Genomic DNA, 26,609 nt, shown 5'->3' with positions numbered 1-26,609 from the left:
CCGCGAGGGCGGCCCGCAGCAGCCCGGCCCGCGGAACGGCTTCCAGCCGAACGGCCACGCGGCGCCCGCGCCGCACCCCCAGGCCGGCCCGGCCGCCGAACCGAACCCCGAGGACACCTCGGTCGACGGCTTCGCGCCGATCCGCGACACCGCACCGCCGTCCGCCGCGATACCCGGCCTGCCCCGCAACGGCGCCCACAACGGTGTCCCCCAGGACACCCAGCACGCCGGCGGCCGTCCGCAGCCCGGCCTGTTCGCCTCGGCCCCGACCGGCACCGACCCGTTCGCCACCCAGCGCCCGACCGCCCCCGGTCAGGACGCCCTCGCCGCCCCGGCGGGCCCCGGCGCGCTCTTCCCGGGCGCCCCCGGGACCTCCCCGCAGCCCGGCGGCGACCCGGAGGCCACCGCGGTCACCCCGCTGCCCGCCCCGGCCCCCGGCCCCCGGCCCGAGGGCGCCCAGGGCACCCGGACCGCCAACGGCGGCAAGGGTGGCAAGGGCGGCAAGAACCCCAAGAACGCCAAGGGCGACAAGGCCGCCCCGGCCGCGGCGCCCGCCCCGGCTCCGGCCCCCGCTCCCGCTCCGGCCCCCGCCGCGGTGAAGGCCGAACCCGCCGCCCCCGCCAAGGGCAAGGGCAACTCCAAGTCCAAGGGCGGAGCCGGCAAGAAGCTCGTCAAGCTGGGCGTCTACGGCATCGGCGCGGTGTTCTTCCTCGGCGCGGCCGCCTACGGCACCGGCCTGATGCTCAACCAGTCCGACGTCCCCAAGGGCACCGTGGTGCTCGGCGCCGAGATCGGCGGCAGCAGCCGCGACCAGGCGATCCACCAGCTGGACGAGTCGGTCGGCAAGGCCGGCCGGCAGCCGCTGAAGCTGAAGATCGGCGACCAGGCCGTGGACCTCGACCCCACGGTCGCCGGCCTGAGCTTCGACACCACGGCCACCGTGGACGGCCTGGCCCAGCACAGCTACAACCCGGTCGACGTCTTCAAGTCGCTCAAGGGCGGCACCAAGACCGTCGCCCCCGAGGTCAGGATCGACAAGGCCAAGCTCAAGGCCGCCCTCGACACCCTCGCCGCCGGCTCCGGCCAGGGCCTCCAGGAGGGCTACGTCAAGTTCGGCGACGTCAACGGCGAGCCGCTCGTCGTGCCCGGCCGGGCCGGTCAGGCGGTGGACTCGGGGAGTGCCCTGGACGTGATCGAGCAGGCCTACCGCGACCGCGCGGACGGCAAGCCCGAGCAGCCGATCGCCCTCGCCGTCACGGCCGCCCAGCCGAAGATCTCCACCCAGGCCCTCCAGGCCGCCGCCGACAGCCTCGGCAAGCAGGTGGCCGCCGGCAAGGTGCACGTCGTGGCCGGCGCCAAGACGTGGGACTTCGGCCCGAAGACCGCCGCCAAGGCGCTCACCCTCGTCCCGGACGCCTCCGGCAAGATCGTGCCCAAGTGGGACCTGGACGCGCTCAACGCCCAGCTGGGCACCGCGTTCGACAAGGTGAAGGTCAAGAAGAACGGCCAGCTCGCCGCGATCACCCCGCAGGACGTCGCGGACGGCATCACCTCGGTGTTCGACAAGACCGGCGACAAGGACCGCACCTTCAAGTTCGCCCTCTGACCCGGACGCCTCCGCGTCCGACGAACCGCGCCCACGGGGGGCGGGCCCGCATCCGGGCCCGCCCCTCGACAACGCCCCGCCCGGTCAGCAAGATGTGACGCCACACCATCCGCCACATCCACCCCGGGGAGCACGCCGATGCGCCGCCGCCTCCAGCACCACGGGACGGCCCTGCTCGCCGGTCTCACCGCCCTCACGCTCTCGCTGGCACTGTGCTCCTGCACCTCCGGCCAGGGCGGCGCCGCCGACGCCCTGCCGTCCGGCCCCGCCGCGCTAAAGCTGACCTCGATCGACATCAACCCCCACGACCGCGGCCGGCTGCGCCAGGGCGGCACCCTGAACCTGGCCATCGCCCAGTTCTCCCGCCAGTGGTCGCCGATCCACACCGACGGCAGCGAGTCCTCGACCGTCATGGTCAGCAAGCCGCTGCTGCCGACCTTCTTCCGCTCGGACGCGGCCGGCACCCAGACCCCCAACCCCGCCTTCCTCCAGGAGGCGCACGCCGAGTTCAGGGACGGCCGGCAGGTCGTCACCTGGACGCTCAACCCGAAGGCCCACTGGTCCGACGGCACCCCGATCACCTGGCGCGACATCGAGGCCAACTGGCGCGCCCTGAACGGGAAGGACCCGGCCTACAAGTCCTCCAGCAGCACCGGCTTCGAGCTGGTCTCCGCGGTCGAGCGCGGCAAGGACGACTACCAGGCCGTGATGACCTTCGACCGCCCGTTCTCCGAGTGGCAGTCGATGTTCAACAGCGCCGGCAACGCCCCGCTGCTGCCCGCGAGCCGGATCGCCACCCCGGAGCTGTTCAACACCGCCTACCTGGACGGGTTCCCGGTCACCGCGGGCCCGTTCAGGGTCGAGCAGCTGGACCGCGCCGCCCAGACCGTCACCCTGGTCGCCGACCCGTCCTGGTGGGGCGACAAGCCCCTGCTGGACCGGATCGTCTTCCACGCGATGCTGCCCGACGCGATGCCCGCCGCCTTCGCCAAGGGGCAGATCGACCTCGTCAACGTCGGCCCCGACGTGGCCGGTTACCAGGTCGTCAAGAACGTCAAGGGCGCCGCGGTGCGCCGGGCCGGCGGCCCGGACTTCCGCCAGCTCACCCTGAACGCCCGCACCCCCGCGCTCGGCGACGCGACCGTCCGCCAGGCCGTCTTCCAGGCGATCAACCGGGACGTGGTGATCCGCGCCGACCTCAACGGCCTGGACTGGCCCGCCGTCCCGCTCAACAACCACCTGCTGGTGACCAACCAGAACGGCTACCGCGACAACTCCCTCGGCCTGGCCCGCTACGACCCCGCCGAAGCCGCCCGCAAACTGGACTCGGCCGGCTGGAAGCTGGACGGCGACGTGCGGAGGAAGGACGGCCGCGAGCTGGAGCTGCGGATGGTCGTCCCGGCCGGGGTCACCCCGGCCCAGAGCGAGGCCGCCAACGCCACGAAGATGCTCAAGGACGTCGGCATCAAGGTCACCACGGTGACCGCCCCCGCCAACGAGTTCTTCGACAAGTACGTCAACCGCAACGACTTCGACATCGCCGCCTACTCGCTGATCGGCACGCCCTTCCCGGCCAGCGGCAACCGCGCCAACTTCGTCCAGAGCGGCGGCACCAACCACGTCGGCGCGGGCAGTCCGGTGGTGGACGCCGCGCTCGACCGGGCCGCCGCCGCGGCCGACGCGGGCACCGCCTCCGAGGCGATCAACCAGGCCGACGGCGAGCTCTGGAAGGTGGCGGGCGTCCTGCCGCTCTACCAGCGCCCGCAGCTGTACGGGGCCCGCGCCGACCTCGCCAACATCGGCGCGCAGGGGCTGTCCGACATCGTCTGGGAGAACGTCGGCTTCGCGAAGTAGCGGGCGCGGGCGGGTGGCGCGCGGGCGGGTGGCGCGCGGCCGGTCGGCGCGCCGTCCCGGTTCCCGGGCGGGCTCAGCCGTGCAGCGTCTCGCGCCAGTAGTGGCAGGCGCTGCGCCGGCCGGCCAGCTCCGTCCCGTACTCGCTGGCCACCGGGGCCAGCGCCGGGGTCTCGGTGCGGCAGCGGTCCTGCGCCCGGTCGCAGCGGGGGCTGAAGGCACAGCCCTCCGGGAGGTTCAGCAGGCTCGGCGGCAGGCCCTTGATGGCGTGCAGGTTCTGGCCCTTCTGGTCGAGCCGGGGGATGGAGTCCAGCAGGCCCCGGGTGTACGGGTGCGCGGGCCGGGCGTACAACTCCCGTACGGGGGCGGTCTCGACGATCCGGCCCGCGTACATCACGGCGATCTTGTCCGCGACGTCGGCGACCACGCCGAGGTCGTGGGTGATCAGGATCAGGCCCATGTTGTACTCGGCCTGCAGCTCCGCGAGCAGGTCCATCACCTGCGCCTGCACCGTCACGTCCAGCGCGGTGGTGGGCTCGTCCGCGATGATCAGGTCCGGCTCCAGGGCCAACGCCATCGCGATCATGATCCGCTGCCGCATCCCGCCGGAGAACTGGTGCGGGTAGTCCCCGACGCGCTGCTTGGCGGCCGGGATGCGCACCCGCTCCATCAGCTCGACGGCCTTCGCCCGGGCCTCCTTGCGGGACACCCCCCGGTGTACCCGGAACATCTCCCCCAGCTGGTAGCCCACGCTGAGCACCGGGTTCAGCGCCGACAGCGCGTCCTGGAAGATCATCGCGATGTGCCCGCCCCGGATGGACCGCCGGGCGCCCGCGCCCATGGTCAGGAGGTCCTCGCCGCGGAACAGGATCCGCCCCGAGGTGATCCGCCCCGGCGGCATGTCCAGGATCCCCATGACGGCCTGCGCCGTCACCGACTTGCCCGAACCGGACTCCCCCAGCACCGCCAGCGTCTCCCCCGCCGCGACCGAGTAGCTCACCCCGTTCACGGCCCTGGCCACACCGTCCCGGGTGTGAAACTCCACGTGCAGGTCGTCGACCTCCAGCAGCGGCGTCCCGGGCTCCACGATCCCCCGACCGCCGTCGATCAGCTCCACCGCGTCCATCCGGGCAGCCCTCCTCCGCACCGCGGCACCCGCCGCTGGGCGCAGAGCAACTATCAAGGACCGAGCGGGACTTGGCGAGCCCGCGGCAGATCTCTTTTCCGTCACGGGAAAGGGCGCGCCCCCACCTGCGGGGACGCGCCCTGGTACTGGGCCCCTCAGCCCCCGCCGGGCCCCACCCCACCCGGCCCGGCCCCGCCCGAACCGTCCTCGCGCCCGGCCGCACCCGGCCCGGGCTCGCGCTCCGCCGCACCCGACCCCGTCTCGCGCTCCGCCGCGCTCTGCCCGGGCTCGCGCTCCGCCGCGCTCTGCCCGATCTCGCGCTCCGCCGCGAAGTGACAAGCCGAGTCGTGCCGCGCCGCCCCGTCCAGCCAGGACGGCGCGGCCAGCAGCGGCTCCTCGACCTCGCACCGCTGCTGCGCCTTCCAGCAGCGGGTGCGGAAGCGGCAGCCGGAGGGCGGGTTGGCCGGCGAGGGCACGTCGCCGGTGAGCACGATCCGGTCCCGGCTCTCCCGCGCCGTCGGGTCCGGCACCGGCACCGCGGAGAGCAGCGCCTGGGTGTACGGGTGGGTGGCGTGGTCGTAGATCTCCGCGTCCGAGCCGATCTCGACCATCTTCCCCAGGTACATCACCCCGACCCGGTCCGAGATGTGCCGGACGATCGACAGGTCGTGCGCGATGAACATGTACGACAGGTTGAACTCGCCCTGGAGCTGCTCCAGCAGGTTGATCACCTGCGCCTGCACCGAGACGTCCAGCGCGGAGACCGGCTCGTCGCAGATGATGATCTCCGGCTTGAGCGCCAGTCCCCGTGCGATGCCGATGCGCTGGCGCTGCCCGCCGGAGAACTGGTGCGGATAGCGGTTGATGTACTCGGGGTTCAGCCCGACCACGTCGAGCAGGTCCTGGACGGCCTTGCGGCGGTCCCCCTTGGGTGCCACCTCGGGGTGGATCTGGAACGGCTCGCCGATGATGTCGCCGACCGTCATCCGCGGGTTGAGCGAGGTGTACGGGTCCTGGAAGACCATCTGGATGTTCCGCCGGACGGCCCGCAGCCCCGCCCCGGAGAGCCGGGAGATCTCCTCCCCCTTGTAGCGGACCGATCCCGAGGTGGCCGGCTCCAGGTTCATCAGCACCTTGGCCAGCGTGGACTTCCCGCAGCCGGACTCGCCGACGACGCCGAGCGTCTCGCCCTGCATCAGGTCGAAGGTGACCCCGTCGACCGCCTTCACCGCGCCGACCTGCCGCTTGAGGAGGATGCCCTTGGTGAGCGGGAAGTGCTTGACCAGGTCCCGGACTTCGAGGATCGGCTCGCCGCGCGGCACCTCCTGGGCGAAGGCGACCTCCTCCGGCAGCGCCACGCCCAGCGCACTGGCCCCGTTAGCGGTCATGGAGGGTCTCCTTCCAGAAGAAGCAGGCGCTGCCGCGCCCCTCCAGCGGCGTCCCGTCCTCCTCGGTGACCGGGAACAGCTCCGGCACCTCGGTCCGGCAGACGTCCTGGGCACGCGGGCAGCGCGGGTTGAAGGCGCAGCCCCTGGGGATGCGCAGCAGGTTGGGCGGCAGCCCCTTGATGGCGTAGAGCTCCTGGCCCTTCTGGTCGAGCCGGGGGATGGAGTCCAGCAGGCCCCGGGTGTACGGGTGCGCGGGCCGGGCGTACAGCCCGTGCACGGGGGCGGTCTCGACGATCCGGCCCGCGTACATCACGGCGATCTTGTCCGCGACGTCGGCGACCACGCCGAGGTCGTGGGTGATCAGGATCAGCCCCATGTTGTACTCGGCCTGCAGCTCCGCGAGCAGGTCCATCACCTGCGCCTGCACCGTCACGTCCAGCGCGGTGGTGGGCTCGTCCGCGATGATCAGGTCCGGCTCCAGCGCCAACGCCATCGCGATCATGATCCGCTGCCGCATCCCGCCGGAGAACTGGTGCGGGTAGTCGTTCACCCGCTCCTTGGCGGCCGGGATGCGCACCCGCTCCATCAGCTCGACGGCCTTCGCCCGGGCCTCCTTGCGGGACACCCCCCGGTGCGCCCGGAACATCTCCCCCAGCTGGTAGCCCACGCTGAGCACCGGGTTCAGCGCCGACAGCGCGTCCTGGAAGATCATCGCGATCTTCTGGCCGCGGATCTTGCGCCGCTCCTCCTTGCTCATCCTGAGCATGTCCTGGCCCCGGTAGAGGATCTGGCCGCGCGGGATCCGGGCCGGCGGCATGTCCAGGATCCCCATGACGGCCTGCGCCGTCACCGACTTGCCCGAACCGGACTCCCCCAGCACCGCCAGCGTCTCCCCCGCCGCGACCGAGTAGCTCACCCCGTTCACGGCCCTGGCCACACCGTCCCGGGTGACGAACTCGACGTGCAGGTCCCGGACGTCGAGCAGCGGTCCCTGGTACGGCGCCTCCCGCTCGCGCCCGGTGGTGTCCACCGCTGTACTCACGATGCGCTCCCCTCGCTCAGCGAAGCTTCGGATCGAGGGCGTCGCGCACCGCGTCGCCCAGCATGATGAAGGCCAGCACGGTGATCGAGAGCGCCGCGGCCGGGAAGAACAGCACGTACGGCGCCGTCCTGATCACCTTCTGGGCGGAGGAGATGTCGATGCCCCAGGAGATGGTCGGGTCCTGCAGGCCGATGCCGAGGAAGCTCAGCGTCGCCTCGGTGGCGATGTAGCCGCCGAGCGCGATCGTCGCCACCACGATCACCGGGGCGATCGCGTTCGGCAGGATGTGCCGGAACATCAGCCGGCCCGTCCCGGCGCCCAGCGCCCGGCCCGCCACCACGTAGTCGGACTGTTTGACGGTCAGCACCGCGCCGCGCATCACGCGGGCGATCTGGGTCCAGCCGAGCACGCCCAGCGCGACGACCACGCTCCACACCGTGCGGGTGGCGAAGGCGTTCAGCAGCACCAGCGCGCCCAGCAGCAGCGGGATACCGAAGAAGATGTCGGTGATCCGGGAGAGCACCGCGTCGATCCAGCCGCCGAAGTAGCCGGCCACCATGCCGGTCAGCCCGCCGAGGAGGGTGACGGCGGCGGTGGTGAAGATGCCGACGGTGATCGAGGCCCTGGCCCCGTACACCACCCGGGCGAAGATGGACCGGCCCTGCGCGTCGTAGCCGAACCAGCCGGCTCCGAAGACGTCGCCCCAGTTCGGCCGCCTGAGGTAGTCGTTCACCAGGTCGGCCTTGCGCGGGTCCGCGTCGGTGAACGCGTAGGGGAAGACCGCCATGACCACCAGCAGCAGGATCAGCACCGCCGAGATCAGGAAGATCGGCCGTCGGCGCAGGTCCCGCCAGGCGTCGCCCCACAGGCTGCGGGCTTCCTCCCGCTTCTCCACGTCGGGTTCGACTAAAGTCTCCTGCTCGACCGCCATGCCCTGTTCGCCGGCGTAGTCGAGGTGCGAGACCCCCGGCTTGGGGTGCGGCTCGTAGGAGTTCTCGTCGTGGATGTCAGGCATAGCGGATCCTCGGGTCCAGGACCGCGTAGAGCAGGTCGACGAGCAGGCTGGCGACCAGGTAGACGATCACCAGGACGGTCACGATGCCGACCACGGTGGGGCCCTCCTTCTGGTTGATCGCCCGGTACAGGACGTTGCCGATGCCCTGCACGTTGAAGATGCCCTCGGTGACGATCGCCCCGCCCATCAGCGCGCCGAGGTCGGTACCGAGGAAGGTGACCACCGGGATCAGCGAGTTGCGCAGCAGGTGCCGGGAGATGACGGTGCGCCGCGGCAGGCCCTTGGCCACCGCAGTGCGCATGTAGTCGGCCCGCAGGTTCTCGCCGATCGACGTCCGGGTGAGCCGGGCGACGTACGCGAGCGAGAGCGAGCCCAGCACGACGGCCGGCAGCACCAGCTGGGTCAGGTCGTAGCTGTCCTGCACCGTCGGGGTGACCCAGCCCAGGTTGGTGGCGAACACCGTCTGCGCGATGTAGGCCAGCACGAAGACCGGGATCGAGATCACCACCAGGGTCAGGACCAGCACCAGGGTGTCCGCGACGCTGCCGCGCCGCAGGCCCGAGAGCACGCCGAGGGCGAGGCCCGCGATCATCTCGAAGACGAAGGCCATCAGGGCGAGCCGGATGGTCACCGGGAAGGCGTCCGCCATGATGTCGGTGACCGGCCGGCCGGTGAAGCTGGTGCCGAAGTCCCCCTGGAAGAGGTTCCCCATGTAGTGCAGGTACTGCTTCCAGAGCGGCTGGTCCAGGTAGTAGGTGTGCTTGATGCTGGCGACCACGGCCGGGTCGGCGGCCTTCTCGCCGAACAGCGCCGAGACCGGGTCGCCCGGCAGCGTGTAGACCATCAGGAAGATCAGCAGCGTGGCGCCGAAGAACACCGGGATCATCTGCAGCACCCGCCGCAGCACGTAACTGCCCATCCGAGCCTCCTTCCTAGGTGTCCGACCGGATGTCCGACGGGGTGTCCGGCCACCCGGTCCGGTCGGCCGAGAGACCGCGCCCCGCCCTCCGCGCGGGGAGGGCGGGGCCGGCGCACGGACGGGGGCTCAGCCCTTGACCTCGACCTGGGTCCAGGCCGGGTTGCCGAAGGAGTCGAACTTCACGTTCTGCACCTTGGTCGAGTAGCCCGAGTTGGTGCGGTAGTACCAGAGCGGGACGGCGGGCATCCCGCTCGGCAGCACCGCCTCGGCCTGCTGGTAGCCGGTCACCGTGTCGGCGACGCTGCCGGCCTCGTCCGCCTTGGTGGCCGCCTCGTCGAACTGGGGGCTGCTGTAGCCGAAGTCGTTGGACGCGGCGCCGGTGCGGTACACGTCGGCCAGGAAGTTGGCGTTCAGCGGGTAGTCCTGCACCCAGCCGGTGCGGAAGGCGCCGTTGAGCGTGTGCCCGGTGATCGCGGCCCGCGCGGTCTTGAAGTCGGGCTTCGGGTCGCCCAGGCAGTCGACCCCGGTGTTCTGCCGGATCGAGTTGCAGACCGCGTCGACCCACTCCTTGTGGCCGCCGTCCGCGTTGTAGGTGATCAGCAGCTTGTTGCCGGGGACGCCGCCGCCCTCCTGGATCAGCTGCTTGGCCTTGGCCGGGTCGAACTTGCAGAAGTCGCCGCAGGTGCCGTCCTTGTAGCCCTCGACGCCCTCGGCCACCCAGGCGGTGGCGGGCTTGCGGGAGCCCTGCAGCACCGTCTTGGTGATGGTGTCGCGGTCGATCGCCATCGACAGGCCCTGGCGCACCTTCGCCTTGTCGGGCGAGGACCAGTCGGCCTGGTAGAGCGTGAAGCCGATGTTCTGGATGGCGCCCTGCGGCGCGTCCACCGCGCGGTCGCCGAGGTCGCCCTTGTACGTGGCCAGCGCGGACGGCGGCACCTGGTCCATCACGTCCAGGTTGTTGGACTGGAGGTCGGCGTAGGCGGCCTCGGACGTGGTGTACATCTTGAAGACGATGCCGCCGTTCTTCGGCTTGTCCACGCCCTGGTAGTCCGGGAAGGTCTTGGTCACCACGCTGTTGTTGTGCGACCAGCTGACGAACTGGTACGGGCCGTTGCCCACCGGCTTCTGACCGTACCCGGCCGGGTCCTTGTAGAAGCCCTCGGGCAGCGGGGAGAAGGCGATGTAGCCGAGCTTGTACTCGAAGTACGAGACCTTGTGGCTCAGCTTCACGGTGAAGTGCAGGTCGTCGGTGACGGTCAGCCCGGACATCTTCTCCGAGGTGGGCTGGCCGGAGGCCGGGTGGACGTCCTGGTAGCCCTCGATGTCGGAGAACCAGGAGCTGTTGATCTGGTTGTTGGCGGGGTTGGCGCCCCAGTTCCAGGCGTCGACGAAGTTCTGGGCGTGCACCGGCGTGCCGTCGTGGAACTTCCAGCCGTCCTTCAGCGTGACGTCGAAGGTCTGCGAGTCGCTGGTGTCGATCTTGTCGGCCACCTGCATCCGGATCTTGGCGTTGGCGGGGTCGTAGTCGACCAGCCCCTTGAAGAGGTTCTGGATGATGCGACCGCCGCCGACCTCGTTCGCGTTGGCCGGCTGCAACGGGTTCTGCGGCTCGTTGCTCTGGTAGCTGAAGGACTTGCCGGCGTCCGACGAGCCGCTGCCTCCTCCGCTGTCGTTACTGCTGCACCCGCTGGCCACCAGGGCCACGGACGTCGCAGCGGCGAGGACCCAACGAGCGCGGGCGGCTACGGGCATGGAGGTCCCTCCTCAGTGTGTGTGTCGCATCACACCCCATGAGAAGCGCGCCCCGGCGACGGCGCGCGTCGGGTGCACCCGGACGGGTGCGGTGACCGCCCGCCCAGTTGACGCGGCGCCGGACCGACCGTCACGCCGGAAGGGCCGGAACGCCGGAAGGGCCCGCGGCGCGAACGCCGCGGGCCCTTCCTGGGAACCACTGGTGGATCAGGCCGCGGCCTGCTCCCGGACCTCGGGGAAGTGGCAGGCCGACTCGTGTGCGGCCGGGCCCTTCAGCAGCGAGGGGACCGCGAGCAGCGGCACCTCCTCGGAGCACCGCTCCTCCGCCTTCCAGCAGCGGGTGCGGAAGCGGCAGCCGGACGGCGGGTTGGCCGGCGAGGGGATGTCCCCGCTGAGGATGATCCGCTCGCGGGACTCGCGCGCCGTCGGGTCCGGCACCGGCACCGCGGAGAGCAGCGCCTGGGTGTACGGGTGGGTGGCGTTCTCGTAGATCTCCTCGTCCGAGCCGATCTCGACCATCTTGCCCAGGTACATCACGCCGACGCGGTCGGAGATGTGCCGGACGATGGAGAGGTCGTGCGCGATGAACATGTAGGAGAGGCCGAACTCGCCCTGCAGCTGCTCCAGCAGGTTGATCACCTGCGCCTGGACGGACACGTCCAGCGCGGAGACCGGCTCGTCGCAGATGATGATCTCGGGCTTGAGCGCGAGGCCGCGGGCGATGCCGATGCGCTGGCGCTGGCCGCCGGAGAACTGGTGCGGGTACCGGTTGATGTACTCCGGGTTCAGACCCACGACGTCCAGCAGGTCCTGGACGGCCTTGCGGCGGTCGCCCTTCGGCGCCACCTCGGGGTGGATCTCGAACGGCTCACCGATGATGTCGCCGACCGTCATGCGCGGGTTGAGCGAGGTGTAGGGGTCCTGGAACACCATCTGGATGTTCCGGCGGACGGCCTTCAGCGCCGCGCCCTGCAGCGTGGAGATGTCCTCGCCCTTGAACAGCACCTGGCCGGAGGTGGCCCGCTCCAGGTTCATCAGCACCTTGGCCAGCGTGGACTTGCCACAGCCGGACTCGCCGACGATGCCGAGCGTCTCGCCCTTCTTCAGGTCGAACGAGATGCCGTCGACCGCCTTGACCGCGCCGACCTGCTTCTTGAAGAGGATGCCCTGGCTCAGCGGGTAGTGCTTGACCAGGTCCTTGACCTCCAGGATGTTCTCAGCCATGGAGGGTCTCCTTCCAGAGGTGGCACGCGCTGCGGCGGCCGGTGAGCTCCTTGCCGTCCTTGTCCGTCACGTGGTGCAGCGCCGGGATCTCGGTGCGGCACAGGTCGGTGGCGACGTCGCAGCGGGGGTTGAACGCGCAGCCGGTCGGAACCTTCAGCAGGTTCGGGGGCAGGCCCTTGATCGCGTACAGCTCCTGGCCCTTCTGGTCCAGGCGCGGGATGGAGCGGAGCAGGCCCTTGGTGTACGGGTGCGCGGGGTTCGCGTACAGGTAGTGCACCGGGGCGGTCTCGACGATCCGGCCCGCGTACATCACGGCGATCTTGTCCGCGACGTCGGCGACCACGCCGAGGTCGTGGGTGATCAGGATCAGGCCCATGTTGTACTCGGCCTGCAGCTCCGCGAGCAGGTCCATCACCTGGGCCTGGACGGTCACGTCCAGGGCGGTGGTGGGCTCGTCGGCGATGATCAGGTCGGGCTGGAGCGACAGCGCCATGGCGATCATGATGCGCTGGCGCATACCGCCGGAGAACTGGTGCGGGTAGTCGTTCACCCGCTGCCGGGCGGCGGGGATGCGCACCCGGTCCATCAGCTCGATGGCCTTCTCCTTCGCCTCCTTCTTGGAGGCGCCCTGGTGCACGCGGAACATCTCGCCGAGCTGGTAGCCGACGCTGAGCACCGGGTTCAGGGCGGAGAGCGCGTCCTGGAAGATCATCGCGATCTTCTGGCCGCGGATCTTGCGCCGCTCCTCGTTGCTCATCGTGAGCATGTCCTGGCCGCGGTACAGGATCTGGCCCTGGGTCACCTTGCCCGGGGGCATGTCCAGGATGCCCATGATGGTCTGCGCCGTCACGGACTTGCCGGAGCCGGACTCGCCGAGGACGGCGAGCGTCTCGCCGGCCGCGACGGAGTAGTTGACCCCGTTGACGGCCTTGGCGACGCCGTCCCGGGTGTGGAACTCGACGTGGAGGTCCTTCACCTCGAGGAGAGGCGTGCCCACTTCGAGCCGCTCGTTCTTCTGGTTGTTCTCGATCACGGTGGTCATCGGGTCGTCACCTCTTCTCTCAGCGGAGCTTCGGGTCGAGGGCGTCGCGCACCGCGTCGCCGAGCATGATGAACGCCAGCACGGTAAGGCTCAGCATTCCGGCGGGGAAGAACAGGGCGAACGGCGCCGTCCGGATCACCTTCTGGGCCGAGCTGATGTCGATGCCCCAGGAGATGGTCGGGTCCTGCAGACCGATGCCGAGGAAGCTCAGCGTCGCCTCGGCGGCGATGTAGCCGCCGAGCGCGATGGTGGCGACGACGATCACCGGGGCGACCGCGTTCGGCAGGATGTGCTTGAACATGATCCGGCCGGTGCCGGCGCCGAGCGCCTTGGCGGCCGTCACGAAGTCGGCCTGCTTGACCGTGATCACCGAACCGCGCATGACACGGGTCATCTGGGTCCAGCCCAGGGCGACCAGCGCGAAGACCACGCTCCAGACGGTGCGCGAGGTGAAGGCGTTGAGGACCACCAGCGAGCCGAGCAGCAGCGGGATGCCGAAGAAGATGTCGGTGACCCGGGAGATGATCGTGTCGACCCAGCCGCCGAAGTAGCCGGCCAGCATGCCGGTGAGGCCGCCGATGATGGTCACGCCGGCGGTGACGCAGATCCCGACGATGATCGAGGCGCGGGCGCCGTAGACGACGCGGGCGTAGATGCTGCGGCCCTGGAGGTCGTAGCCGAACCAGTCCGCCTGGAAGAAGTGGCTGTAGTTCGGCTTCGTCAGGTAGTGGTTGCGCAGGTCGCCGGCCCGCGGGTCCACCGAGGTGAACAGCCCGGGGGCGATCGCGATGACGACCAGCAGCAGGATCAGCAGCGCGGAGATCACGAAGATCGGCTTGCGGCGCAGGTCGTGCCAGGCGTCGGAACCGAGGCTGCGGGGCTTCTCGGGCTTGGCGACCGCGGTGGCGGCGCCGCCCTGGGCCGGGATCTCCCCGGCGGTCTTCTTCTCGGTCAGGTCAGGCATAACGGATCCTCGGGTCCAGGACCGCGTAAAGCAGGTCGACGATCAGGCCGGCGGCCAGGTAGACGATCACGAGGAAGGCCACGAAGCCGGAGACCGTCGCGCCCTCCTTCATGTTGATCGCTTGGTAGAGCGCGTGGCCCACACCCTGGACGTTGAAGATGCCCTCGGTGACGATGGCGCCGCCCATCAGGGCGCCGAGGTCGGTGCCGAGGAAGGTGACCACCGGGATCATCGAGTTGCGAAGCAGGTGGGTGCCGATCACCTTGCGCCGCGGCAGGCCCTTGGCCACCGCGGTGCGGACGTAGTCGGCCTTGATGTTCTCGGCTATGGAGGTGCGGGTGAGGCGCGCGACGTAGGCCAGCGAGAGCGAGCCGAGCACGACGGCCGGCAGCACCATCTGGGTGATGTCGTTGCTGTCCTGGACGGTCGGGGTGACCCACTTCAGGTTCTGCCCGAAGACCGTCTGGACGATGAAGCCCAGCACCGGGACCGGGATCGAGATCAGCAGCAGGGTGAGGACCAGGGCGCCCTTGTCGAACAGCTTGCCGCGGCGCAGACCGGCGTACAGACCGATGCCGATGCCCAGCACGATCTCGATGGCGAACGCGAACAGTGCCAGCTGGACCGTGACCGGCAGCGCCTCGGTGATCTTGTCGAGCACCGGGCGTCCGTCCAGACCGGTGCCGAAGTCACCGGTGAACAGCCTCCCCATGTAGTCGAGGTACTGCTGGACCAGCGGCTTGTCGAAGCCTTGCTGGTGCTTCAGCGCGGCGAGCTGCACCGGGTCCGGCGCCTTGTCGCCCCACAGCGCTGCCAGCGGGTCACCGGGCAGCAAGTGCACCATGAAAAAGATGAGTGCGGTCGTTCCGAGGAACACCGGGATCATCTGGAGCAGTCGCCTCGCGACAAAGCGCCCCATCGTGCCTCCATGTATGACTCTGCCGGGCCCGTCAACCCGGCAAGAGATAAGTCGGCGTGCCAACGGCCGGTGCCAGTCCTCGCCCTTGTGGGGATGGACGGGCACCGGCCGTTGTCACCGGGTCAGGCGGTGCCGACCGATTACTTCTTCTTCTTGACCTCGACGTCGGTGTAGACCGGGTCGCCGAAGGAGTTGAACTTCACGTTCTGGACGTTCTTGGAGTAGCCGGAGCTGGTCTTGTAGTACCAGAGCGGGATGGCCGGCATGTCCTTGGCCAGAACGGCCTCGGCCTGCTGGTAGAGCTCCGCGGTCTTCTCGACCGTGGTGGCGGCGTCCGCCTCCTTCGACAGGCGGTCGAACTCGGGGCTGGAGTAGCTGCCGTCGTTGGCGGCGGCACCGGTGCCGTAGACGTCGCGCAGGAAGTTGGCGTTCAGCGGGTAGTCCTGCACCCAGCCGGTACGCATCATGCTCTGGACCTGCTTGCTGGTGACCAGGTCACGCGAGGTCTTGAAGTCCGGCTTCGGGTCACCGAGGCACTCGACGCCGGTCGCCTGGCGGATCGAGTTGCAGACCGCGTCCACCCACTCCTTGTGGCTGCCGTCGGAGTTGTACAGGATGGTGATCTTGCCGCCGGGGACGCCGCCGCCCTCGGCGATGAGCTGCTTGGCCTTCTCCGGGTTGTACTTGCAGGCGTCGCCGCAGGTGCCGGCCTTGTAGCCCATGACGCCGGGCGCCACGAAGGAGTCGGCGGGGATGCGGTTGCCGTTCAGCACGGTCTTGGTGATGGTGTCGCGGTCGATCGCCATCGAGAGGCCCTGGCGGACCTTGTCCTTGCCCGGGGCGTTCCAGTCGCCCTGGTACAGCGCGAAGGAGATGTTCTGGATGGCGCCCTGCGGCTGGTCGACCGCGCGCTTGCCCAGGTCGTCCTTGTACTTCGGCAGGTCGGTCGAGTCGACCTGGTCCAGGACGTCCAGGGTGTCGGACATCAGGTCCTTGTACGCGGCCTCACCGGCGGTGTAGTTCCGGAAGATGACACCGCCGTTCTTCGCCTTGTCGATGCCCGTGTACTTGTCGTACGCGGACAGCGTGATGGCCTTGTTGTGCTCCCACGAGACGAACTTGTAGGGGCCGTTGCCGACCGGCTTCTGGCCGTAGCCGGCCGGGTCGGAGAAGAAGCCCTCGGGCAGCGGGAAGAAGGCCGAGTAGCCGAGCTTGTACGTGAAGTACGAGACCGGGGTGGAGAGTTCGATCGTGAAGTGGGTGTCGTCGACGATCTTCAGACCGGACATCTCGGTGGCGGTCGGGTCACCCTTCTCCGGGTGGACGGCGTCGTAGCCGACGATGTCGGAGAACCAGTCCGAGTTGATCTGGTTGTTCTTCGGGTTGGCCGACCAGTTCCAGGAGCTCACGAAGGACTTGGAGGTGACCGGGGTGCCGTCGTGGAAGGTCCAGCCCGGCTTCAGCGTGACGGTGTAGTTCTTGGCGTCGGTGGTCTCGATCTTGTCGGCCACCTGGTTGCGCAGGGCACCGGTCGCGGGGTCGTAGTCGACGAGGCCCTTGAAGAGCTGCTTGACGATACGGCCGCCCTGGTTCTCCATGGCGTTCGCCGGCTGGAGCGGGCGCTGCGGCTCCGCGCTCTGGTAGCTGAAGCTGGCCCCGGGGTCGACCGCAGCGCTGTCGGAGCTACCCCCGGAGGAGTCGCTGCTGCTGCACGCAGTCGCAGCGAGGGCGACAGCAACAGCTGCGACAACCCACTTGGCCTGGCTCGCACCGCGCATCGGTGTGCCTCCTGAATTCGACGTTGCAACGAGGAGGGCACTGCGGAACGGTGGTGACCGGACCCGCTGTGCCGTCCGCGCTCGTGGTTTCGGCGCGCACCCCTGCGCGTTCACCCTTGACCCGAGCCTGACTGCACCCACTATCCGTCACGCACGGACACGAAAGTGACCAGTGACGATCTCAATTAGGTCACATGAACAGTCGGTAAGTTTCGAAAACCGGACATTTGAGACATAGCCAGACAGGCACCAAACGGACAGTCGTCACGGATGACGAACTGTCACGTCCGCTCAGCGGACACCTGGGTGTGATGAGCGCTATTCCGTTAATAGCGGCCCCGACAACTTGGAGTAGTTGAAAAAGTTCGCCCCCCTCTCCATGGGAAAGGGGGGCGAATCATTCCGGCCAATGGCCGTTCAGTGCGTCCGGATCACGCCTTCTTGGCGCGCGAGGCGGTGCGTCCGCGGTCCTTCGCGTCGAGAACGACCTTACGGATGCGAACCGTCTCCGGGGTCACCTCGATGCACTCGTCCTCGCGGCAGAACTCCAGCGACTGCTCCAGCGAGAGCTTGCGCGGCGGGACGATCGACTCGGCCACGTCCGCGTTCGAGGAACGCATGTTGGTGAGCTTCTTCTCCTTGGTGATGTTCACGTCCATGTCGTCGGAGCGCGAGTTCTCACCGACGATCATGCCCTCGTACACCTCGGTGCCCGGGTCGCAGAAGAGCACGCCGCGCTCCTGGAGGTTGGTCATCGCGAAGGCGGTGACCACACCGGCGCGGTCGGCGACCAGCGAGCCGTTGTTGCGGGTGGTCAGCTGGCCGAACCACGGCTCGTGGCCCTCGTGGATCGAGTGGGCGATGCCGGTGCCGCGGGTGTTGGTGAGGAACTCCGTGCGGAAGCCGATCAGACCGCGCGACGGCACGACGAACTCCATCCGGACCCAGCCCGAGCCGTGGTTGGACATGTTGTCCATGCGGCCCTTGCGGACGCCCATGAGCTGGGTGACGGCACCCATGTGCTCCTCGGGCACGTCCACGGTGAGGCGCTCGACCGGCTCGTGGGTCTTGCCGTTGACCTCCTTGGTGACCACCTGCGGCTTGCCGACGGTCAGCTCGAAGCCCTCGCGGCGCATGGTCTCGATCAGGATGGCCAGCGCCAGCTCACCGCGGCCCTGCACCTCCCAGGCGTCCGGACGCTCGGTGTCCAGCACGCGCAGCGAGACGTTACCGATCAGCTCGCGGTCCAGGCGGTCCTTCACCTGGCGGGCGGTGACCTTGCGGTCGATCTTGCCCGCGCCGGACTTGGCGTCCGCGCCCTTGCCGGAGCCGCCGCGGCCGACCAGCGGCGAGGTGTTGGTGCCGATGGTCATCGAGATGGCCGGCTCGTCCACCGTGATCAGCGGCAGCGCGATCGGGTTCTCCGGGTCGGCCAGGGTCTCGCCGATCATGATGTCGGAGATGCCGGCGACGGCGCAGATGTCACCGGGGCCCGCCACCTCGGCCGGCTTGCGGGTGAGCGCCTCGGTCATCAGCAGCTCGGAGATGCGGACGTTCGAGATGGTGCCGTCGCGCTTGATCCAGGCCACGGTCTGGCCCTTGCGCAGCTCGCCCTGCTCGACGCGGAGCAGCGCGATGCGGCCGAGGAAGTTGTCGGCGTCCAGGTTGGTGACGTGGGCCTGGAGCGGGGCGTCCTCGTCGTAGCTGGGGGCCGGGACGTGCTCCAGCAGGGTGGAGAAGAACGGCTCCAGGTTGGTGCTGTCCGCGGGAACGGTGCCGTTCTCCGGCTTGGTCAGCGAGGCGACGCCGTCACGGGCGCAGGCGTAGACGATCGGGAACTCGATCTGCTCCTCGTCCGCGTCCAGGTCCAGGAACAGGTCGTAGGTCTCGTTGATGACCTCGTCGATCCGGGAGTCCGGACGGTCGGTCTTGTTGATGCAGAGGATGACGGGCAGCCGCTGGGCGAGCGCCTTGCGGAGCACGAAGCGGGTCTGCGGCAGCGGACCCTCGGAGGCGTCGACCAGCAGGACGACGGCGTCCACCATCGACAGACCGCGCTCGACCTCGCCACCGAAGTCGGCGTGGCCCGGGGTGTCGATGATGTTGATGGTGATCGGCGCGCCACCGTCCTTGGGGTGGTACTTGACCGCGGTGTTCTTCGCGAGAATGGTGATGCCCTTCTCGCGCTCCAGGTCGTTGGAGTCCATCATCCGGTCATCGAGCTGCTGGTGGGCGGCGAAGGCGCCGGCCTGCTTGAGCATGGCGTCGACCAGCGTGGTCTTGCCGTGGTCGACGTGGGCGACGATGGCGACGTTACGGATGTCGTTGCGCGTGGGCATGCCTTGCTGATTCTCCCGGAATCGTGGGTTGCGGCGCCCGGCTGCGTGACGCGCACTTGCGATCCCTGTCGATCGCCGCCGCCCGTTCCGCCTGCTACTACCGGTCCACCCGCCGGGCACATGGCCATGCCTCGGCTTCCTCCTATCGTACGGGGAAGGGCCGAGGTGGGCGGAAACGAGCTGGTCCGGCGGGATCAAGATCACAGATGGGTCACACCCCCTTCACCCGCCGGCCAGGCTTCGGCAGCCTGTCGTTCGTGGTCCGAGGGCCCTAGCGGCTCCAGCCCACGTCCTGGAAGCGCGGCCACCCGAAGCCGTACGCGCCCGCGCCGACGACTCCGGTCCGGACCCCGACCAGTTCCGGCCGCTGGTAGAGCGGCACCGAGTGCCCGAGCTGCCAGATCCGCACGTCCGCCTCCTGGAGCAGGTCCAGCCGGACGGTCCGATCCGGTTCGGCGGCCGCCCGGTCGAACAGCCGGTCGATCTCCTCGGTGCCGCTGCGGCCGAAGTTGCCGCCCGGGTCGGACACCCCGTCCGGGTCCGGCCGGGGCTTGGCGTAGGCGGGGCGCTGCTCGCTCGCCGGGCTGGGGCCGGCCGGCCAGGAGAACAGCGCGAGGTCGTAGTCCCCGGCCGCCAGGTGCTCCCCGACGAAGGACCCGGCGGGCACGGGCACCTGCTGCACCGCGATCCCGGCGTCCGCGAGGCCGGCGGTGAGGGCGTCGGCGGTGCGCTCGGCGGTCGCCGAACCCGCCGGGACGAGCAGCGAGAGGGCGAGCGGCTTGCCGTCCTTGGCCCGGGTGCCCCCGCCGGCGGGCCGCGCCCAGCCGGCCTCGTCCAGCAGCTTGGCCGGGTCCCCCTGGCCGGCCGCACCGCTGTTGTCCCGGTAGCCCTCCTGGTCGCCCGCGAGCAGGTGGCTGCCGAGCGGTGCGGCGGGCAGGCCGAGCGGGGTGAGCGCGGCGTCGGCGATCCGCTGCCGGTCGACGGCCCGGGTGAGGGCGCGGCGCACCAGCGGGTCGGTCAGCGGGCCGCGCGCGGCGTTCAGGGTGAGCTGGGTGAGCGAGGCCGCGGCGGCCCGGTGCACGGTGACGCCGGGCAGTGACTCGGCCCGCCGCAGGGCCAGTGCGGCCGCCTCGGGCACGGCCACGGGCGGCGGCGCGGCGGACGGGGAGGCGGAAGCGGTGGCGTCGGCGGCCTCCGGGGCGGGGGTCGGGGCCGGCACCGCGCGGTCCACCGCCGCGGTGAGCGGGGCGACGTCCAACCGGTCCTGGTCCAGCGCGTCCAGCCGCTGCTCGGGCGGCGTGGCGAGGAAGTCGATCCGGTCGGCCTTCGGCGGTTCGCCCCACCAGAGCGGGCTGCGCACCACGGTGACCGCCCCGCCCCCGGCGTCGTACCGGGAGAGCGCGTACGGCCCGGCGCTCGGGCCGCCGCCGTCGGTCAGCGGCCGCTCGAAGGCGGCCGGGGTGGCCGTCGCGGCGGCCGGGTAGAGCGGCCCGAAGAGCGAGCGCCACTCCGCGTACGGCCGCCGGAAGACCACCCGCACCTCGTGCGGGTCGGCGCCCGGGGTGACGCTGTCGATGGCGTCGTACCCGGCCGCCCTGCCGCCCCGGTAGGCCGGGTCCAGGCCGGACAGCGCGGTCCGCTGGGCGTCGAGGTCGGCGGCCGAGACCGGGGTGCCGTCGCTCCAGACGGCCCGCGGGTTGAGCCGGTAGGTCACCACCTGCGGCAGCTGCCCGGGCGGGGTGGACTCGGCGCCCGCCAGGTAGTCCGGGTCGGGCAGCAGCCGGCCGTGTTCGTCGGGCCGGAACAGCGAGGGGTACAGCGCGTGGGCGAGCAGCGCCGAGTCGGTGTTCGCCGCACCCTGGTAGACGTTCAGCGTGGCCGGGACGCCGTCCAGCGCCCAGCGCAGCGTGCCGCCGTCCCGGACGGCGGTGCGGTCGACGGGCCCGACGTCCCCGGTGGTGGCCGTGGGTTCGGGCAGGACCGGGGCGGGAGCGGGGGTGCGGGCGGGGCCCGGGTCGTCGGAGCAGCCGCCGAGACCGGCGGCGAGCAGCAGCGCGACGGCTGCGGCGGTGAGCTGGCGGACGCGCATGGCGGCCATGGAACGCCGCCCCGGGCCCCGGGCCCGCGCCGACACGGCGGGCCACCGGGTGACTGCACCCGTCCGGCCCACCGTTCGCGGGCGGCTACAGCGCCAGCTCGAACCAGACGATCTTGCCCTTGGGCGTGCGCCGGCTGCCCCAGCGCTCGGCCAGCAGGCTGACCAGTTGCAGCCCGCGGCCGCCCTCGTCGGTCTCCTGCGCGCGCCGCTGCCGGGGCTGGGCGTAGCCGTCGTCCCAGACCTCGCAGACCAGGCCGCGTTCGCGCAGCAGCCGCAGCCGGATCTCGCCCCGCCCGTGCTTGAGCGCGTTGGTGACCAGCTCGCTGACCAGCAGCTCGGTGGTGTCGACCAGCTCGTCCAGCCCCCGGGCGAGCAGCCAGCTGCACGCCAGTTCGCGGGCCTTGGCCACCGAGGTGGGCTCGGGCGGCAGGAACCAGTTGCCGACGGCGTCGTCCGGGAACGCGTGCACCTTGGCCATCAGCAGGGCGATGTCGTCCTCGCCGTGGTGCGGGTTGAGCTCGCCGAGCACGTGGTCGCAGAGGTCCTCCAGGCCCTTGCCCTCGTCGGAGAGCGCGGAACGGAAGGCCCGCAGGCCCTCGTCCAGCTGGTGCTTGCGGCTCTCCACCAGGCCGTCGGTGTAGAGGGCGAGCACGGCGCCGTCCGGGAGGGTCAGTTCGACCTCCTCGAAGGGCTCTCCGCCGACGCCGAGCGGCAGGCCGGGCGGCACGTCGAGCATCCGGGAGCCCTCGCCGGGGCTGAGCAGCACGGGCGGCAGGTGGCCGGCGTTGGCGAAGACGCAGCGGCGGGTGACGGCGTCGTAGACCGCGTAGACGCAGGTCGCCAGGTAGACCTCGCGGGCCTCCTCGTCGGCCGTCGAGGTGAGCCGCCCGTACGGGGTGGGCGGGCCGGCCGGCACCGAGTCGTCGCCGAGGCCGCGGGCGATCTCGTCCAGGGCGGTGAGCACCTCGGCGGGGTCGAGGTCGAGCATCGCCAGGGTGCGGACGGCGGTGCGCAGTTGGCCCATCGCGACGGCGGCCCGCAGGCCGCGGCCCATCACGTCGCCGATGACCAGCGCGGTGCGGTTGCCCGGCAGCGGGATGACGTCGAACCAGTCGCCGCCGACCTCGGTGTTGTTGTTGCTGGGCAGGTAGCGACAGGCGATCTCCAGGCCGCTGGCGGCCGGGTTGCCCGGGGGCAGCAGGCTGCGCTGGAGGATCAGCGCCCGCTCGTGCTCGCGCCGGTAGAGCCGGGCGTTGTCGATGCAGACGGCGGCGCGGGCGACCAGTTCCTCGGCGATCGCGACGTCGCGGGCGTCGAAGGGCTCGCTGCCGATCGCCCGGGACAGCTGGACGAGGCCGAGCACCTGGTCGCGGGCGACCAGCGGGACGATCAGGGTGGAGCGCAGCAGCGGGTCGGGCCCGGGCTCGGGGATGACGCTGCGGCCGGTGCGCAGCGCCCGGGCGTGCGGGGAGCGGCGCGGGTAACAGAGGGTGCCGCCGGCCTCGGCGATCGGCAGGCCGGTGACCGAGCCGAGCACCGAGGAGGCCCCGCCGACCACGCTGGAGACGGCGACCCGGCGCAGTTCGCCGCTGCCGTCGGTGAGCACGGTGTCGCCGAGCCGTCCGGCGCTGGGCACCGTCTCGCCGGAGAGCAGCGCGGTGTAGAGGTCGACGGTGGCGAGGTCGCAGAACGGCGGGACGACGACGTCCAGCAGCTCCTTGGCGGTGGTCTCCAGGTCGAGCGTGGAGCCGATGTGGGCGCTGGCCTCGTTGAGCAGGGCCAGGTTGCGGCGCACGCCGTCGGCCTCGCGCTCGGCGACGTGCCGGCTGGTGACGTCGGAGACCTGCCCGGCCACGCCCATGGTCTGCCCGGCGGTGCCGTTCAGGCGGTACAGCGAGACGGCCCAGAGCCGGTTGCCCTCGCGGGTCGGGACGGCGCCGTGGAAGCGCAGGTCGAACACCGGCTCGCCGGTGGCCAGGACCTTGCGCAGGGCGGCCGTGAGCCGGTCGGCCTCGGACGGCGGGAAGAGGTCGTGCGGGGTGAGGCCCTCCAGGTCGGTGGGGACCAGGCCCATCCCGGAGGCGAAGGCGTCGTTGACCCGCTGCAGCCGCAGCCGGTCGTCGAACAGCACGAAGCCGGTGGGCGTCTGTCCGAAGACGGCCTCGGAGGCGGCCAGGTCGGTCTCGATCCGGCGCAGCTGCCCGAGGTCGACGGCCAGGCAGGTGGCGCCCGCGGTGGGCAGGGAGCTGTCGGGCATCAGGTAGAGCTCGGCGAGGCCCTCGCCGCCGTCGGCGTCCCGGTACGGGGTGGTGCCGACCCACTCCTCGCCCGCCAGGGTGCGCTCCAGCCGGGCCCGGCCGCGCTGCCACAGCTCGCGGGGCACGAAGGTGGAGATCGGGTCGGCGCCGACGGCCTCGGCGGCCGGGACGCCGAAGAACTCGGCGGCGCGCTCGCTCCACTGGCTGATCCGCCCGTCGGGGCCGATCGCGAAGGTGGCGACCCGGATGTAGTCGTAGATCGAGCCGGGGTCACCGGTGGCCCCCGCCCGGTCCACCGGGACGGGGTGGCGCCCGCGGACCGCGCCGTCCCGTACGGGCAGGTGCGCGGAACCGGCCTGCCCGGGTACGGCGGCATGACCGCTGCTGCTCGGCGACGCGCTCCGCGCCGGAGTGCTGTTCAACGGACCGACCCCTCCAACCCGCGACCGTCCGGATGTCGAGAAGACCGAGTATTCATCATCGAGGGGTGCGATCACACGCCCTCAACATCACAACATCAGATCGGGCGAAGGTTTTTGTCCTACCGCCCGCGCAACCACAATGCCACGCTCGCGCCCCCTTCCGGAGTGCGCGCTCCCCCCGAGCGCCCGCCGGTACGTGCGGCACCGCTTGCCTCCTGTTCGCTCCGCTCACGATCCATCGCTTCCACTACCCGCGAGCGCCTGCTCGAACCAGACCACCTTGCCGATGCCCTCGGCCCGGGCCCCCCAGCGCAGCGCCAGCCGGTGGACCAGCTCCAGCCCGCGGCCGCCCTCGTCGGCCTCGGCCGCGTGCCGTTCCCGGGGCGGGTCGGGCAGCGGATCGGAGATCTCGACCAGCAGCGTCTCGCCGAGCGTCAGCCGCACCCCGATGGGGGCGCTGGCGTACCGGACGGCGTTCGTGACCAGCTCGCTGACCAGCAGCTCGGCGGTGTCGGTGAGCTCCTCGACACCCCACTCGACGAGCGTGGCGCGGACCAGCCGGCGGGCCCGGGAGACGGCGGTGGGCTCGGCGGGCAGGGTCCAGCCCGCCGTCGGGGTGCCGGCCTGGCCGTGGCCGAGCCGGGCCAGCAGCAGCGCGACGTCGTCCGGCTCCCGGCCCTGCTCCATGGTGGCCAGCACCGCCTCGCAGGCGGCCTGGATGGAGGCGTGCGGCCCCTGGAGCACGGTGACCAGCCGGCCGAGGCCGACGTCCAGGTCCTTGTCCCGGGACTCGACCAGGCCGTCGGTGCACAGCGCCAGCAGACTGCCCTCGGGGATCTTCAGTTCGACCGATTCGAACGGGACTCCGCCCACCCCGAGCGGGGCGCCGGACGGCAGGTCGAGGATCCGGCCCGCGCCACCGGGCAGCGGGCCGCCGGTGCGGGTCGGCTCCGCGGCGTCCCCGCCCGGCACCACCAGCACCGGCGGGATGTGCCCGGCCTTGGCGACGGTGAGCCGGGCCGTCGCCGGGTCGAAGACCGCGTAGACGCAGGTGGCCAGCAGCGCCTCGTCCGGGCCCTGGGCGAGGTCGTCGGCCAGCTCGTGGACGTGCCGCAGCAGGACGTCCGGCGGCAGGTCCAGGGCGGCCAGCACCCGGACGGCGGTGCGCAGCCGTCCCATCGTGGCGGCGGCCCGCAGGCCGTGGCCCATCACGTCGCCGACCACCAGCGCGGTGCGGTCCCCCGGCAGCGGGATGACGTCGAACCAGTCGCCGCCGACCTCGGTGCCGCTGCTGCCGGGCACGTACCGGTAGGCGACCTCGACGCCGGTGGGCTGCGGGACCTGCTGCGGCAGCAGGGTGCGCTGGAGGGTGAGCGCGGCGGTGCGCTCGCGGGCGTAGAGGCGGGCGTTGTCCAGCGAGCTGCCGGCCCGGTCGGCCAGCTCGACGGTGAAGGCCAGGTCGTCCCGGTCGAAGCCCTCGCGGTAGCCGGCCCGGCTGACCAGCAGCAGGCCGATCACGATGCCGCGGGCACGCAGCGGCACCACCAGCATCGAGTGCACGCCGAGGTCCCGGGCGGCCTGCATCTTCGGGTCCCCGGGGTAGGTGACGTCGTCCAGCTGCTCGGCGCCGGACAGCAGCTCGGGCACTCCGGTGCGCAGCACCCGGCCGCAGACCGAGTCCTCGGCGAAGGTGATCCGGGCGCCGCGGCGGAGCATCACGTCCACCTCGGGGCCGTCCTGGACGGAGGCGGTGCCGAGCTGGAGCAGCGAGGTGCGGCGGTCGTGGCCGTGCCGGGGCAGGTCGTCACCGTGCGCGACGGCCTGGAGCAGGATCACCGCCGAGTGGTCGGTCAGCCGGGGGACGACCGAGCCGGCCAGTTCCTGGGCGATCCGGGAGGCGTCCAGCAGGTCACCGACCCGGGAGCCGAACTCGTTGAGCAGCGAGAGCCGGCGCCGGGCGTGCTCGACCTTGGCGACCGCCCGGTAGCGCTCGGTCACGTCCATCACGGTGCCGGAGATGCCGAGCACCCGGCCGGAGCGGTCGGTCATCCGGCTGTAGGAGATCGAGCGGTAGCCGGCCCGGGTGGTGACCGGGGAGGCCAGGGTGACGTCGATGACCGGCTCGCCGGTGGCCAGCACCTGGCGCTGGATGGCGGTGATCTCGTCCGCGGCCCGCTCCGGCAGCGTCTCGCCGGTGGTGCGGCCGACGTGGTCGTCCAGGGCGACGCCGTTCATCTCGGCGAGGGTCCGGTTGACGGCGGTGTAGCGCAGGTCGGTGTCCATGATGGCGATGCCCAGCGGGGACTGCTCGAACAGCGCGTCGCGCACCGCGAGGTCCCGCTCGACGGCCTGGACGGCGGCCGTCTCGGCCATGTTGACCTGGAGGAACGGGGTGCCGTCGCCGTCCACCAGGAGGGAGATCCGGGCGTCCACGGCGATCGGTTCGCCGTCCCGGTCGCGCAGCTCGGCGTAGCCGGCCCAGCGGCCGTGGCGCAGGGTGTCCTGGATCGCGTCCCGGATCCGGGCGACCTGCTCCCGGTCGGGGATCAGCTCCTCGATCCGGCGGCCGACCAGCAGTTCGTTCGGCCAGCCGAGCAGTTCCTCGGCGGCCGGGCTCCAGAGCACCACCCGGCCCGCGGTGTCCAGGATCGCGATGGCGACCTTGAGCATGTCCAGCAGGCTGCCACCGGCGGGTGCGCCGGGGGCACCCGGGGTGTCGGAGGGCCCGCCGGGGAACGGCCGGCCGGGACGGCTGCGCGGGGCCGGCCCGGCTTCTGGGTCCGCCAGCTCAACGGCCGCAACCTCACCGAGTGCTGCGCCCTGGACCAGGTGCCGGCCACCCGGGCGGTCCTCGCCCCGGCCGTCG

General features: G+C 71.2%; 17 protein-coding genes. 2 read left to right on the top strand and 15 right to left on the bottom strand.

From position 1 onward, the window contains the following. Together AB0E96_RS16925 and AB0E96_RS16920 are read left to right on the top strand one after the other, a co-directional pair. The coding region (locus AB0E96_RS16925) for a hypothetical protein (protein ID WP_359823945.1) at nucleotides 1–1,606 on the top strand (1,606 nt) is incomplete at its 5' end. A gap of 138 nt (nucleotides 1,607–1,744) precedes the next feature. Next, nucleotides 1,745–3,460 carry an ABC transporter family substrate-binding protein gene (locus tag AB0E96_RS16920; RefSeq protein WP_359823944.1) on the top strand — a complete coding sequence of 572 codons (1,716 nt, stop codon included), beginning with the start codon at nucleotides 1,745–1,747 and terminating at the stop codon, nucleotides 3,458–3,460. A gap of 73 nt (nucleotides 3,461–3,533) precedes the next feature. Here AB0E96_RS16920 and AB0E96_RS16915 read toward each other — a convergent pair whose 3' ends face one another. The 15 genes from AB0E96_RS16915 to AB0E96_RS16845 form a co-directional block, all read right to left on the bottom strand. Further along, nucleotides 3,534–4,583: an ABC transporter ATP-binding protein gene (locus AB0E96_RS16915; protein ID WP_359823942.1), complete on the bottom strand. Its 1,050-nt coding sequence runs from the start codon at nucleotides 4,581–4,583 to the stop codon at nucleotides 3,534–3,536. 155 nt (nucleotides 4,584–4,738) lie between these two features. Next, nucleotides 4,739–5,971, bottom strand: coding sequence for a dipeptide ABC transporter ATP-binding protein (locus AB0E96_RS16910; RefSeq protein ID WP_359823939.1), 1,233 nt, complete (start codon nucleotides 5,969–5,971; stop codon nucleotides 4,739–4,741). Next, a complete protein-coding gene (locus AB0E96_RS16905; protein ID WP_359823937.1) occupies nucleotides 5,961–7,013 on the bottom strand; it encodes an ABC transporter ATP-binding protein in 1,053 nt (350 codons plus the stop codon). Before AB0E96_RS16905 ends, AB0E96_RS16910 begins: the two co-directional genes overlap by 11 nt. Before the next feature lie 16 nt (nucleotides 7,014–7,029). Beyond that, nucleotides 7,030–7,944, bottom strand: coding sequence for an ABC transporter permease (locus AB0E96_RS16900; RefSeq protein ID WP_359823949.1), 915 nt, complete (start codon nucleotides 7,942–7,944; stop codon nucleotides 7,030–7,032). A gap of 76 nt (nucleotides 7,945–8,020) precedes the next feature. After that, nucleotides 8,021–8,947 (bottom strand): ABC transporter permease, encoded by a 927-nt coding sequence (locus tag AB0E96_RS16895; protein WP_359823934.1) that lies wholly within the window; start codon nucleotides 8,945–8,947, stop codon nucleotides 8,021–8,023. Between the two features lie 126 nt (nucleotides 8,948–9,073). Then, nucleotides 9,074–10,699, bottom strand: a complete 1,626-nt coding sequence (locus tag AB0E96_RS16890) for an ABC transporter substrate-binding protein (protein ID WP_359823932.1) — start codon at nucleotides 10,697–10,699, stop codon at nucleotides 9,074–9,076. 207 nt (nucleotides 10,700–10,906) lie between these two features. Beyond that, a complete protein-coding gene (locus AB0E96_RS16885; RefSeq protein WP_359823929.1) occupies nucleotides 10,907–11,923 on the bottom strand; it encodes a dipeptide ABC transporter ATP-binding protein in 1,017 nt (338 codons plus the stop codon). After that, the gene (locus tag AB0E96_RS16880) at nucleotides 11,916–12,965 is read right to left on the bottom strand and encodes an ABC transporter ATP-binding protein (protein WP_359823926.1); all 1,050 of its coding nucleotides are present in this window, start codon (nucleotides 12,963–12,965) and stop codon (nucleotides 11,916–11,918) included. The genes AB0E96_RS16885 and AB0E96_RS16880 overlap by 8 nt, the downstream gene beginning before the upstream one ends. Nucleotides 12,966–12,984: 19 nt before the next feature. After that, the gene (locus AB0E96_RS16875) at nucleotides 12,985–13,929 is read right to left on the bottom strand and encodes an ABC transporter permease (RefSeq protein WP_359823923.1); all 945 of its coding nucleotides are present in this window, start codon (nucleotides 13,927–13,929) and stop codon (nucleotides 12,985–12,987) included. Continuing rightward, nucleotides 13,922–14,848 carry an ABC transporter permease gene (locus AB0E96_RS16870; protein WP_359823921.1) on the bottom strand — a complete coding sequence of 309 codons (927 nt, stop codon included), beginning with the start codon at nucleotides 14,846–14,848 and terminating at the stop codon, nucleotides 13,922–13,924. Before AB0E96_RS16870 ends, AB0E96_RS16875 begins: the two co-directional genes overlap by 8 nt. 140 nt (nucleotides 14,849–14,988) lie before the next feature. Further along, nucleotides 14,989–16,626, bottom strand: a complete 1,638-nt coding sequence (locus tag AB0E96_RS16865; protein WP_359823919.1) for an ABC transporter substrate-binding protein — start codon at nucleotides 16,624–16,626, stop codon at nucleotides 14,989–14,991. Between the two features lie 431 nt (nucleotides 16,627–17,057). Then, on the bottom strand, nucleotides 17,058–18,965 hold the full coding sequence (gene typA / locus AB0E96_RS16860) for a translational GTPase TypA (RefSeq protein WP_359823916.1): 1,908 nt from the start codon (nucleotides 18,963–18,965) through the stop codon (nucleotides 17,058–17,060). A 271-nt stretch (nucleotides 18,966–19,236) separates the two neighbouring features. Then, nucleotides 19,237–21,054, bottom strand: coding sequence for an ABC transporter family substrate-binding protein (locus AB0E96_RS16855; protein WP_359823914.1), 1,818 nt, complete (start codon nucleotides 21,052–21,054; stop codon nucleotides 19,237–19,239). A 94-nt stretch (nucleotides 21,055–21,148) separates the two neighbouring features. Further along, nucleotides 21,149–23,617 (bottom strand): SpoIIE family protein phosphatase, encoded by a 2,469-nt coding sequence (locus AB0E96_RS16850; RefSeq protein ID WP_359823947.1) that lies wholly within the window; start codon nucleotides 23,615–23,617, stop codon nucleotides 21,149–21,151. Nucleotides 23,618–23,971: 354 nt separating this feature from the next. Further along, the coding region (locus AB0E96_RS16845) for a SpoIIE family protein phosphatase (RefSeq protein ID WP_359823911.1) at nucleotides 23,972–26,609 on the bottom strand (2,638 nt) is incomplete at its 5' end.

Source organism: Kitasatospora sp. NPDC036755 (assembly GCF_040636595.1).
Lineage (GTDB): Bacteria > Actinomycetota > Actinomycetes > Streptomycetales > Streptomycetaceae > Kitasatospora.
The sequence above is the reverse complement of the archived record's forward strand: the minus strand, read 5'-3'. Positions and strand labels throughout refer to the sequence as shown.